An 11,931-nucleotide genomic window follows, 5' to 3' on the forward strand; every position below is an offset into this window, starting at 1 on the left:
TAGAGCACCTGACTTTTAATCAGGTTGTCGCGGGTTCGAGTCCCGCATGGCTCATGAGAAGAACCCCCTTTGAACCCTTGATTGCCAAGAGTTCAAAGGGGGTTCCTTTTCTTTTAGATAGACTTTCTCCTCTAAGGCGTCTCTCACTCTCTGGGGCCCCTGTAATCAGCGATGCCTCCGATATTCTTCACATTCTTAAATCCCTGCTTCTGCATCCGACCCGCGGCCTTGCCGCTTCTACCACCACTCAGGCAGTACACGAAGACGGGCCGGTCCCGGTCTGGGATCCGGTCGCCGATGGACGCAATCTGTGACAGGGGATGGTTGACCGCTCCCGGAATATGTCCGGATGCGAACTCATCCGCCTCCCGGACATCTACAAGAATTGCCCGGTCGGTCTTCTTGTACTCCTCCACCCCGGCATTGATATCCTGTCTCTCTCCAAAGCCAAACATACTTCTCCTCCATTGCTATTTTTCGGCAGGGATCACAAATAATTCTGGGTAAAATGCAGGTCCCCCTTATCATCTACATCACAGACGATGAAGGAGGGATTCCTCCCCGGTTGCCGCGGCAGGCTGATGCTGCCCGGATTGATCAGGGTAACCCCGCAGACCTCTTCCATCACCGGGGCATGGGTGTGACCGAAGACGGCATAATCGCAGCCGTGCTCCGCGGCCGCAAGCGCCAGTTCTCTGAGTCCCCAGCCGACATGCTCCCGATGACCATGTGTCACATAGAGCTTATGCCGCCCCAGGGGGAGGACCAGGTCGTAGGGCAGGTCCGTCCCCAGATCGTTGTTGCCCCGCACCACATGAACGGGGCAGTCTGCCATGGCTTGCACCTGCGGCTGGCAGGTCAGGATGTCTCCGCAGTGGATCAAGCGGTCCGGACGCACCCTGCGAATGACCTCTTCTAATTTATCATGTCTCCCGTGACTGTCACTTACGATGAGCACTCGCATATTCCACCAATTTCTCCCGCATGGCCCGAAGGGCCTTCCCCCTGTGGCTGATCCGATTCTTCTCTTTTGCGGATAGTTCCGCAGAAGACACCGCATAGCCCTCCGGCAGGAAAATAGGGTCGTAGCCGAACCCATTCTCCCCGGACATCTTCTCTCCGATATAGCCTTCCATGGTCTTGCGGATCACGACCTCCTCCCCATCCGGGAACACAGCCGCTATGGCGCAGACGAATCGAGCGGTCCGGTCCTGCCCGGACAGTCCGGCCAGCCGATCCAGAATGTGCCGGTTCTTGACCTCATAAGGGCAATCCCTTCCCATGTATCTGGCCGAATAGATCCCCGGCGCCCGATCCATGGCATCGACCTCAAGGCCGGAGTCATCCGCCAGGACGATTGCATCGTGAGCCAGACCTTGGACGGCCCTGGCCTTGATCAGGGCGTTCTCCTCGAAGGTCTTCCCATTCTCCTCAATCTCCGGATCGATCCCGGCCTCCTTCATAGAGAAGATCTCATAGGGGGAGCCGGCCATAATCTCCCGGATCTCCCGCATCTTATCCTCGTTTCCGCTGGCAAAAATGATTTTCATTCTGAAGCTCCTGTCTCTCTCACCGATCCTGTCGTCTCACCGGATTGCTGTAGGCCTTGAGGCAGAGGTTGGCGGACATCTTCCGCTCGACGCTCTCCCACTGCCTGCCGTCCTTGGAAATATAGCCCTCGCCGTCGCCCAGATAGACCTTTTCGGTCCGCTTGTCTCCCGCCCGATACTCGATGGCCATGGGCTGGCTTGCATCCGGCGTATCCAGCTCTAGCACAACGGCGAATTTGCGGCCGGCCCCGACCTCCTTGGGGCTGTCGAAGCGAATTGTATAGAAGCCTCTCTCCTTCACGAGACCGGATGCCACCGTGACACGATTCGCCAGGCTGGCGTCTCCGACTGCATTGGAGACAAAGGAGACCCGGTAACGGGTGTTCTCCCCCAGTGCATAGAAGCCCACGGCCTCCACCTGGGCCTCCTCCCTTGCGGTGTAGAAATTGGCGGCGCTGATCACACCGGTCCCATAGCCTACCTGACCGATCCAGCCTGCCAGGTCCGACTGGTAAATATCCTTGAAATTCTCCTTCTCCTCCACCTGGGCATAGGAGGTCGCCTGACTCCCGATCGTGGAATCCTCATAGGACACATAGAAGACGCCCGACTCGCCGAAATTCTTGCCCCAGGAGTTCTGACAGATCCAGGCCCCGCTCTCACGCGCATTGCCGTTGAAGTTCTCAGCCCGGAAGTTGTCATCCCAGCCCACGATGATTACATCGTGATTGGGCCGGTTCTTCCCCTTATAACAGTATGAATTGTGCTCACCGGAATAGTAGCTTGCGGCGGAAATATCCGCACCCGCAATATCGACATAGAGGGAGGAGGTCACCCCGCCCCGCTCATAGATCGCTCTCTTGATGCTGGACAGAGAATTCTGATCCAGGAAGCGAACCCCCTGGACATGCCTGTCCAGCTGATGATCACTCACATTCCTCGGTCCCTTCCAGGAGAGGAGGTAGGAGGAGGCCATCTCGTAGTCTCCTCCCAGACTGCTGTCCAGGCCGAAGGCGTTGTTCTTGACCATATCGGTCACCGAGTAATGGGCCTTGTTCTGCGGAAGCAGAGATGACTCCAGGGCGCCGACCGCCGCGTCGGCCCAGCACTCCGAGGCAGATCCCTGGTCGCGGATCTGGCTTACCATCTCCTCATCCCTGAGGTCGAAGCGAAGCGGCAGGGCCACCTTGCGGTTGCCCTCAGAGGAGATATTCACGGACCGGGAACGGACATCCCAATCCAGCTTATATCCGCACCAGTCTGCCAGGTCCCTAAGGGGCAGGAAGCACACCTCCCCCTCCATGATGGGCGCGCAGCTTAAGGTCACCGGCTTCTTGTTATAGGTCCCCTCCTTCTGATTCTTGAACAGGCTGGCCCTGTTCTTCCCCCTCTGATAACTGATCCTGCCGTCTGCATGGACGCTGATATGCGCGCCGAAGAGGTCCGGAATCAGCTTGCTTGAGACCATCAACTCCATCCGGTCGTCCACCAGGAAATCTCGATAGCTCCCGTTGATATTCTCCCCGTCAAGCGTCGCCTTGATACTCCTTGAGGCATTGATATGCGCCGCCTGCATGGGGTAGAAGCTACTCGCCTCCTGCTTGGTATTCTGATAGCTGTGAACCTCGGAGAACTGGTCTACGCGGTCCGTGAATTTGAGTCCGCAGAGCAGGACCAATGCCAGGCTAAAGGCTATATATCTGCGAGAATATCGCATTCTACTTCTCCTGTCTCTTCCGCTTGGGTGGCTTGGCCCCCAGATACTGATAGAAATAGGTCTTGATCATACCATTGTATATTTTCCGGTTCTTGTCTGCCTTGCGCCCCAGATATCTCTGAGCATCTTCGTAGGAGCTGATGATGTACATGGACCAGGCGTCCAGCTTGCGATAGGCCTGACCGATTGCCTCATAGAGCTCCGGCAGATCCTTCTGCTCCTCCAGGCGCTCACCATAGGGAGGATTGGTCACAATGAAGCCGTACTTTCCGGGATGGGCAGTATCCCGGATATCTCTCTGCTGAAAGTGAATCAGTTCCTCAACCCCGGCCCGGCGAGCGTTCCTGCGGGCAATATCAACCATCTTGGGATCCAGATCGAACCCCTGCAGATTGGTCTTGACGTCCGGCCTGATCTGCCCCCGCGCCTCCGACCGAATCTGGCTCCAGACCTTAGGGTCAATCAGGTCAGTCCACTGCTCCGCCACAAAGGACCGGTCCAGTCCCGGCGCGATATGCGCTGCCATCATGGCCGCCTCAATCAGGATCGTCCCCGATCCGCAGAAGGGATCCATCAAGATCCGGTCCGGATGCCAGGGGGTCAGCATGAGAAGGCCCGCCGCAAGCGTCTCAGACAGGGGAGCCTTGGCCGTGAGGGTGCGGTAACCCCGCTTGTGGAGGGGCGTCCCCGTCGCATCCAGGGTCACAGTGACCCGGTCCTTCATGAGGAAGATGCGAAGGGGGAATTCCGCCCCCGTCTCCGGAAAATAGTCCCTCCCGTAAGCCTCCTTCATCCGCTCCACCATGGCCTTCTTCCCGATGGACTGGATGTCCCTGGTCGAGAAGAGCTTGGACTTGACGGAAGTCGCCTTGGCGACCCAGAACCTGGCATCGGCGGGCAGGTAGTCTTCCCAGGCGATGGCCTTCATCCCCTGGAAGAATTCCTCCCAGCTTTCGGCCGTAAACTCAGACAGGACGAGAAGGATTCGCTCCGGCGTCCTTAAGTGAATGTTGGCGTAGGCCAGAGCCTCGAAGTCGCCCTCGAAGATGACTCTTCCGTCCTCAACCCGGCAGATCTCATAGCCCAGATCGTATATTTCTCTCTTGAGCACCGCCTCCATCCCGAAATGGCAGGGGGCCGCAATCTGTATCTGTCTCAATGTCCCACCTCACACGAATCCACTGTGATGTCCGCGTAGGAGAGCCGGATCAGCTGTTCCAAGTCAGACACAGCGACCTCAACCTGAAATCCGACTCTGCCGCCGGAGAAGATGATCTGATCATATTCTCCGGCGGACGCATGCAAGACCGTAGGGAAGGTCTTCTTCATGCCGATCACGGAGCAGCCCCCGTGCACATAACCGGTCAGGGGCAAGAGTTCCTTCTGCGCGATCATGGCGATGGACTTCTCCCCGACCGCCCTGGCCGCCTTCTTGAGATCCAGCTCTGCGCAGACCGGTATGACGAAGACATAATTGGCCCCGGTCTTTCCGACCGTGACCAGGGTCTTGAATACCCGATCGGGATCTTCCCCCAGAGCCTTCGCGATCTCCCTGCCATTGGTCAGGCCTAGCTTCTCGTAATTGTAGGCCCTGTAGCAGATCTTCCTCTGCTCCAGAAGCCGCATCACATTGGTCTTCTCATCCTTCTTGCTCATCTGATCCTCACATGCCTGAAATCATACACATCCATTATAGATACCCCTCCCCGCCATCTGCAAGCCGCATCTTACAGTCACTCGGCAAGCTTATGCAGATGCATGTTTTCGGGGCAAATCCCTGCCGGCTCTTAAGGACCTGCTGCTGTTTGATATAGCCGGCCAGAAGCATAAGAAGGAGAATGACGATGGTCAGAATCACAAGTCTCTTCTTATCCCTCATAAATGCCTCTTTCTATCACAAATGCCTTATCTCTTACAAACACCTCGCTTATCCCCCTCTCTCACCTCATGTATTCTACTTCAAAAGCGGACACAAAAACACCCGAAATCCGGACTGATAAATCAGCCTTCACCCTTGACAATCCCATATGCCTATGCCATAATCTCTGTTGTTGCCGATGAGGCAGCACCTGTGTGTGTAGCTCAGCTGGATAGAGCACTAGTCTACGGAACTAGGTGTCGGGGGTTCGAATCCCTTCACGCACGTGTCATAAAGAAGGGCTGTGATGAAATGTGTGTTCTCATTTCTCACAGCCCTTCTTTTTCTCTTCCGCCTTGTCATCCTTCTCGCTTTCAGCCAAAATAGAAAAAACACGCGGATTCCAAGGAGCATCATATGAAAGATGGATTTATCAAAGTCGCGGCGGCCTCGCCCGATCTCAAGGTAGCCGCCTGCCGCTACAATGCAGACCGCATCTTAGATCAGATTGCCCGCCTGGCCCTGGCTCAGGCCAAGATCATGGTCTTCCCGGAGCTTGCCATTACTTCCTATACCCCCTCTGACCTCTTCCTCCAGGAGGCCCTCCTGGCCCGGGCCAAAGAAGAACTGCAGCGGATTGCGGAGGCCACCGAGGGGGTCGATGCGCTCATCTTCATCGGCCTTCCCTGGGAGCACAGGTGCAAGCTCTACAATGTCGCCGCCGTCTTGAATCACGGCCGTTTGCTGGGGCTGGTTCCCAAGAAACACCTGCCCAACTACAATGAGTTCTACGAGCTCCGGCACTTTACTCCGGCACCTGATGAGATCAATCTGACCTCCTGGCAGGGGGAGGATGTCCCCTTCGGCACGAACCTCCTCTTCTCCTGCCCCGACCTGCCCCACCTTGTAGTAGCTGCCGAGATCTGCGAGGATCTCTGGGTCCCCTCTCCCCCCTCCACATCCCATGCCGCTGCGGGTGCCAGCATTCTGGTAAACCTGTCCGCCAGCGATGAGATGACCGGCAAGGCCGCCTATCGCCGCCGGCTGATCGCGGCCCACTCGGCTTCCACAGTCTCCGCCTATATCTATGCCTCTTCCGGAGACGGGGAATCCACACAGGACCTGGTCTTCGGAAGCCACAAGCTGATTGCGGAGAACGGGACTCTTCTGGCGGAATCGCCCCGTTTTACTAGCGGCGTCCTCCTGTCTGAGGTCGATGTGAATCGACTGGCTTCCGAGCGTCGCCGCATCTCCACCTATCCTGCGGATTCTAATGCGGATCACCTGATCATTCCCTTTGCTCTGGATCTCGAGGAGACCAACCTGACCCGGAGTTTCCCCCCTCAGCCCTTTGTCCCATCGGACGAGAAAATCCGCGCGGACCGCTGCGAAGAAATCCTGACCATCCAGGCCATGGGTCTTAAGAAGCGTCTTCTTCACACACACGCCGCATCCGCGGTCATCGGTATTTCCGGCGGCCTCGACTCCACCCTGGCCCTTCTTGTCACCGCCAGGGCTTTCGACCTGGCAGGCTTGGACCGGGACAAGATCCTCTGTATCACCATGCCAGGCTTCGGCACCACGGACCGGACCTATACCAATGCATGCCGACTGACACAGCTGATTGGGGCCCGGCTCAGGGAGATTGATATCAAAGCCTCCGTCACACAGCACTTCTCTGACATAGGTCACGATCTCTCCATCCATGATGTCACCTACGAGAACGGGCAGGCCCGCGAGAGGACCCAGATCCTCATGGATATGGCCAATCAGGCCGGGGGCCTTGTCATCGGCACAGGGGACCTCTCCGAGCTGGCCCTGGGTTGGGCGACCTTCAACGGAGACCACATGTCCATGTATGGCGTCAACACCTCCATCCCCAAGACCCTGGTTCGCTACCTGGTGGCCTTCTGTGCGGACACCTGCGGGGAGGATGCGCTTGCATCCGTCCTGTGCGACATCCTGGACACCCCGGTCAGCCCGGAGCTCCTGCCCCCGAGGGAGGGACAGATCTCTCAGAAGACGGAAGACCTGGTCGGCCCCTACGAGCTGCATGACTTCTTCCTCTACTATATGCTCCGCGCCGGCTTCTCTCCCGCCAAGGTCTATCGGATAGCCCTTCGGACCTTCTCTGACCGCTATGATGCAAAGACCATCTTAAAGTGGCTTAAGACCTTCTACCGCCGCTTCTTCTCACAGCAGTTCAAACGGTCCACCCTTCCGGACGGTCCCAAGGTCGGCTCCGTCGCCCTCTCCCCCCGCGGAGATCTCCGTATGCCCTCTGACGCCTGCGTGGATCTCTGGATGGAGGAGTTGGATCGACTCGACGGATCTCTCTGACCCTTGCATATCGTACCGGCATGATATAAGAGAACCGGCCGCCATAGCTTTCCGCATTCATTGCATGCGGGCGCAGCTACATTGGCCGGTTTTCTTTCGATCAACCCTCGTGGGTCTTATTGGTCTTTTCCCTCTATATCTGCCCTATCTTCTGACATCTTAGAGCTCTGTCTTCCAGAGACCGTGCAGATTACAGTAGGCATAGACCGCTAAGGCCTTCTCCCCCTCAGTCAGCCGGAAGTCGGCGCTGGGTGACTGGCCTGCCTTCAAGTCCTTCTTGTGATAGCCCTCAGAGGTCTCAAGAATAATCCACTGGATCAAATGGGCCTCCGTCATGGGGTGATCTACAGAGCCCACCCGTACATCCACGGCATTGCCATCAATGGTTACCACAGGGACATGCTTCTCCCGGGCCGCATCTGTGGTGTTGGCAACCATCTCTTCCATATCCTGGCCACAGCACTTGGGTGTGCAGGCAGTCTTCTCTCCCAGGAAGGTCACAAAGTTCCCGCATGCATTACATCTGTAAAATAACATCTCGCTCTCCTCCGTCTTTCCTGTATCTCAATCAATAGTTCTGCTCGCGCAGCTCGAAGAAGGCGCGGGGATGATTGCAGACGGGGCAGACCTCAGGTGCCTCTGTTCCGACACAGATGTGTCCGCAGTTGCGGCACTCCCATACCTTGACCTCAGACTTCTTGAAGACCTCCTGCATCTCCACATTGTGGAGCAGGGCACGATAGCGTTCCTCATGGGTCTTCTCAATAGCGCCGACTGCTCTGAACTGGGCAGCTAAGTCCGCGAATCCCTCTTCTTCCGCATCCTTGGCCATACGCTCATACATGTCGGTCCACTCGAAGTTCTCGCCCTCAGCGGCATCCTTAAGGTTGGCCTCAGTATCACCCTCCAGTCCCAGATGCCTAAACCAGAGCTTGGCATGCTCTTTCTCATTGTCCGCAGTCTTCAGGAAGAGAGCTGCAATCTGCTCAAAGCCCTGCTTCTTTGCGACAGAGGCGAAGAACGTGTACTTGTTTCTGGCCTGAGATTCTCCGGCGAAAGCCTCTTGGAGATTCTTCTCTGTCTTTGTTCCCACATAACGATTTGCCATAATTTACCTGTCCTTTCCTTTGTTCGATCGATGCGCCTCCCAATAAGAAGGATCGTGCAAAAATGATTTCCTTATTAGGAAGTATTATCAATATAATACACTCTATTCCCCCAAATGGAAGTAGGAACTTGTAATTATTTGTGTCTTTTCTGTGTTTTACTATTTGCCAGGTTGATCCTCCCTTTCCATCCTTCAAATTTCGCTATTCCGCGTCATCCCCCGTCTTGCGCCATGTCGTATACACATTTTCTTCACAGGTATCAGCTAAAATTTTCTAGTTATTAATTGACCTATTTTGCAAAAGGAGTTATGAAATGTACGATTACACGTATCCCGCTTCCGATGCGGCGCTGACGGCGGCAGTCATTGCCCTTCTCACGACCTACTGGTTTGTCGCCGTGATCTTCTATGTCATCAGCGTCATCGCCATGTGGAAGATCTTCACCAAGGCCGGAGTGGATGGATGGAAGTCCATTATCCCCTTCCTCAACGTCTATGAGCTCTATCGGATCGCTATGGGCAACGGCTGGCTCTTTCTCCTCCTCCTGATCCCCCTTGTCAACATTGTAATGTCGATTATGCTCTGGGTAAAACTTGCCAAGGCCTTTGGTCATGGCGGCGGATTTGCGGCCGGTCTGATCTTCCTCAATACCATCTTCATCCTGATCCTGGGCTTTGAGGATTCGGTTTACCAGGGTCCTCTTGCTGAGAACAAGAGCCAGACCGAGGCATTCTCCTAAAAAGCCCTACTTTGACAGAGGATTCTCTCAACACACAGATGCCCCCGACCGGTTCATCCCGGCCGGGGGCATTGTCGTATCAAACTTTTTTCCTTCTCTTCCTTGCAACCGATGTAAGAGGCCGGGTCAGGGCTTGTATTCCTTGTAATTTTTTGCGGCCAGATCCGCCTTGGCCGCAGCCAGATCGACATATTCGCTTGAGAAGAGACTTCCGGCGTGATCCTCCAGATCTGACATGGATATAGCATCATTCTTGACTGCCAAATTGTTGTAGCCGTAGATATAGTAACCGGTCTTCTCCGTATCGGTCCACCGGTCCCCTGAGATATCCTTGTTGCTCTCCTTTCGAACCAGCTTATAGATGTTCATAATGTTCATCTGTCCATTGCGGAAGTAGATATAGGTCTTCTCCCGATTGATGCTGTACTTGACCTTATGGTAGTCTCCGTCCTGGTCCAGATTGGCAGACTTGGCCAGGTCATCCGCCTTGGCCGCCACATCGGAGATCTTGGCAATGTCCTTGATGTCTTTGAGTCCACTGACCTTAAGCGACAGGGTCTCTTCTGCCAGCTTCTTGCCGTTCTTCCTGGCGGTCTCCAGGAAACTGTTACTCAAGGGCAGACTGACCTCATCCCCGTTGGACAGGTGGTCATAGACCTTCTCCACCGTGTAGACGCTCTGATCATAGTCCAGGCTGCCGTAGCCGTTATAGCCTGTGAAATGAACCGGATACTTTTCCAGAATCTGTTCCGACGTCATATCCTGCATCTGGGTCAGCCCGCTGACCGTGTAGGTCCTGGTCTCATCCGCAATCGGAGAGGAGTCATAGTCAGACTTGATCTTCAGGGTGACCACGTCCCCGTTCTTTAAGTCCGTCTCCTTGTCGAAGGCAATATTGGTTCCCTCCAGATACTTGACTGCCTGCTGATACTTGGGATCAGACTCAAGACCATCCGTGTTCCGATTGATCATAGACTCGATCTGATCCTTCTTGAGGCCGACCTTCTTGCCGATCAGGCGGATCATTTTCTCGTTGACCTTGTCTGAATCGTAGGCCAAAATCCCCTGACCGTCATAGCCCTCGAAACGGACGTCGAAGCTGTCACCGATCTTGGTCTTCCTGTTGCTGGTCCAGACCAGGCCCAGAATAAGCATGATAAGAGCAAGAATCAAGGGGATGATCCAGCGCAAATGCCAGCGGAAATCTCTCTTCTTAGAGAGTTGCTCCGATGGGTTTGCAAGAGCCTGCCCGCCAGGCAAAGCTTGCCCTGTCTCTTCCTGCCCGGCCGGCTTTTCTCCCTTACCGGCCGTCATGCTCAGTGGAGCAGTCGTCTGGCCGTCCGGATCCTCCGGTTCTTCCTCATAGCGCCGCAGCTGCTCCGGCGTAATATGGTCAGCGGCAGACGCCTCCTCTTCCGGGATCTCCTCAGACGCTGCGCGGAGCAGATCCTCCTCATTCGGCAAATCGATTGTAGACATATCCTGTTCGGACGGGTTTGTCTTCTTCTCTTCCATAGCTTAAATCCTCCTGCCTGTCAGAATGCCTGCCATCCGGCCCCGCATCCGCACTTCTTCCCTATCCATCAGAGCTCGATCTCAAGCAGAATCGGGCAGTGATCCTGTCTGGCCCCGGAATCGACCATTTCTGACTTAGTCACCCGGTCCATGATGCGGTCGGAGACCAGGAAATAATCAATTCTCCATCCGGAGTTATTGATCTTGCTGGTCCTGACCCGCTGGGCCCACCAGGAATAGGCATCCGCCTGTCCCTCGTGCAGCCTGCGGAAGGAATCCGAGAAGCCCCGCCCCAGGAGCTTGGAGAATCCCTCTCTCTCCTGATCGGTGAACCCCGCTGACATATGGTTTCCCGCCGGATTCTTGAGGTCAATCTCCCGGTGAGCCACATTGAAGTCGCCACAGGCAATGACCGGCTTTCTCGCGTCCAGGCCTGCCAGATAGTCCGCATACCTCTCGTCCCAGATCTGGCGGTCCGCAAGCCGCTTTAAACCATCTCCGGCATTGGGGGTATATACGGTCGAGAAGAAGAATTTCTCTGTCTCGATTGTCAGGATCCGTCCCTCGACATCCATTGTATCCGGCGCTCCGATGGAGGGCCTGGTCACCTCAAGCACCGGCCCTGCGCCTCTTCGAGCCAGCAGCATGACCCCGGCATAGCCCTTTCGCGCCGGCGGCCTTGCACTGATATAGTGACAGTCATAGTCACCGAAGATCTCTTCCAGCGCCTCTGTCTGCTTCTTGTTGGGCCCTGCCTCGGGCAGCTTCGTCTCCTGAATGGCGAAATAGTCCGGCTGCATTCCCGCAATCTCAGCGAGAACCTCCGCACTCATCTTAGCTCTTTCGGACATCCCGGTCAGAGCCGCATTCAGGGAATCAATATTCCAGGATATGAATCTCATTATCTCTCCTAAATCCTGCCGGTCTTCTGTCAACACATGGCAGAAGCGGCGAGAACACTTCCGGGCTTCCGCCGACATCTCATAACATCATAAAGCATTCTATGATGAAAATTAAGTGTTTCCGCCACGAAACGCAAAAAAGATCCCACAAAAACCTGCTAACAAAAGTCAAGAGCTTTATGAGCAGGTTTTTGTGATAAT

At 55.4% G+C, this 11,931-nt stretch carries 13 protein-coding genes and 1 tRNA gene; 3 read left to right on the forward strand and 11 right to left on the reverse strand.

Annotated features, from left to right (window positions below):
- Nucleotides 1-143: 143 nt before the first annotated feature.
- Genes ACO5R6_RS07025 through ACO5R6_RS07055 form a run of 7 tightly spaced genes read right to left on the reverse strand, consistent with a single transcriptional unit; the run spans nt 144 to nt 5,146 of the window.
- Nucleotides 144-455 carry a rhodanese-like domain-containing protein gene (locus ACO5R6_RS07025; RefSeq protein WP_485626478.1) on the reverse strand — a complete coding sequence of 104 codons (312 nt, stop codon included), beginning with the start codon at nt 453-455 and terminating at the stop codon, nt 144-146.
- A gap of 32 nt (nt 456-487) precedes the next feature.
- Nucleotides 488-964: a metallophosphoesterase family protein gene (locus ACO5R6_RS07030; protein WP_485626479.1), complete on the reverse strand. Its 477-nt coding sequence runs from the start codon at nt 962-964 to the stop codon at nt 488-490.
- Complete coding sequence (rdgB, locus tag ACO5R6_RS07035; protein WP_485626480.1) at nt 942-1,550, reverse strand: RdgB/HAM1 family non-canonical purine NTP pyrophosphatase; 609 nt, start codon at nt 1,548-1,550, stop codon at nt 942-944. The genes ACO5R6_RS07030 and rdgB overlap by 23 nt, the downstream gene beginning before the upstream one ends.
- Before the next feature lie 19 nt (nt 1,551-1,569).
- Nucleotides 1,570-3,267 (reverse strand): lectin like domain-containing protein, encoded by a 1,698-nt coding sequence (locus tag ACO5R6_RS07040; RefSeq protein ID WP_485626481.1) that lies wholly within the window; start codon nt 3,265-3,267, stop codon nt 1,570-1,572.
- A 1-nt stretch (nt 3,268) separates the two neighbouring features.
- The gene (locus ACO5R6_RS07045; RefSeq protein WP_485626482.1) at nt 3,269-4,426 is read right to left on the reverse strand and encodes a THUMP domain-containing class I SAM-dependent RNA methyltransferase; all 1,158 of its coding nucleotides are present in this window, start codon (nt 4,424-4,426) and stop codon (nt 3,269-3,271) included.
- Nucleotides 4,423-4,923 carry a Cys-tRNA(Pro) deacylase gene (gene ybaK / locus ACO5R6_RS07050; protein WP_485626483.1) on the reverse strand — a complete coding sequence of 167 codons (501 nt, stop codon included), beginning with the start codon at nt 4,921-4,923 and terminating at the stop codon, nt 4,423-4,425. The genes ACO5R6_RS07045 and ybaK overlap by 4 nt, the downstream gene beginning before the upstream one ends.
- A gap of 34 nt (nt 4,924-4,957) precedes the next feature.
- A complete protein-coding gene (locus ACO5R6_RS07055) occupies nt 4,958-5,146 on the reverse strand; it encodes a hypothetical protein (RefSeq protein ID WP_485626484.1) in 189 nt (62 codons plus the stop codon).
- A 192-nt stretch (nt 5,147-5,338) separates the two neighbouring features.
- Between ACO5R6_RS07055 and ACO5R6_RS07060 the strand changes: the two genes are divergently transcribed.
- Together ACO5R6_RS07060 and ACO5R6_RS07065 are read left to right on the forward strand one after the other, a co-directional pair.
- A tRNA-Arg gene (locus ACO5R6_RS07060) sits at nt 5,339-5,412 on the forward strand.
- A gap of 130 nt (nt 5,413-5,542) precedes the next feature.
- A complete protein-coding gene (locus tag ACO5R6_RS07065; protein WP_485626485.1) occupies nt 5,543-7,465 on the forward strand; it encodes an NAD(+) synthase in 1,923 nt (640 codons plus the stop codon).
- 159 nt (nt 7,466-7,624) lie between these two features.
- Here ACO5R6_RS07065 and ACO5R6_RS07070 read toward each other — a convergent pair whose 3' ends face one another.
- Nucleotides 7,625-8,002 carry a desulfoferrodoxin family protein gene (locus ACO5R6_RS07070; protein WP_485626486.1) on the reverse strand — a complete coding sequence of 126 codons (378 nt, stop codon included), beginning with the start codon at nt 8,000-8,002 and terminating at the stop codon, nt 7,625-7,627.
- 31 nt (nt 8,003-8,033) lie between these two features.
- Nucleotides 8,034-8,576 (reverse strand): rubrerythrin, encoded by a 543-nt coding sequence (gene rbr / locus ACO5R6_RS07075; protein ID WP_485626490.1) that lies wholly within the window; start codon nt 8,574-8,576, stop codon nt 8,034-8,036.
- 311 nt (nt 8,577-8,887) lie between these two features.
- On the opposite strand from rbr, the gene ACO5R6_RS07080 reads away from it, so the two are divergent.
- The gene (locus ACO5R6_RS07080; protein ID WP_485626487.1) at nt 8,888-9,313 is read left to right on the forward strand and encodes a DUF5684 domain-containing protein; all 426 of its coding nucleotides are present in this window, start codon (nt 8,888-8,890) and stop codon (nt 9,311-9,313) included.
- A 126-nt stretch (nt 9,314-9,439) separates the two neighbouring features.
- On the opposite strand, the gene ACO5R6_RS07085 is transcribed toward ACO5R6_RS07080, so the two are convergent.
- Nucleotides 9,440-10,828 carry a hypothetical protein gene (locus ACO5R6_RS07085; protein ID WP_485626488.1) on the reverse strand — a complete coding sequence of 463 codons (1,389 nt, stop codon included), beginning with the start codon at nt 10,826-10,828 and terminating at the stop codon, nt 9,440-9,442.
- Nucleotides 10,829-10,896: 68 nt separating this feature from the next.
- A complete protein-coding gene (locus tag ACO5R6_RS07090; RefSeq protein ID WP_485626489.1) occupies nt 10,897-11,730 on the reverse strand; it encodes an exodeoxyribonuclease III in 834 nt (277 codons plus the stop codon).
- Nucleotides 11,731-11,931 lie beyond the last annotated feature (201 nt).

It is taken from the genome of Shuttleworthella sp. (genome assembly GCF_057251025.1).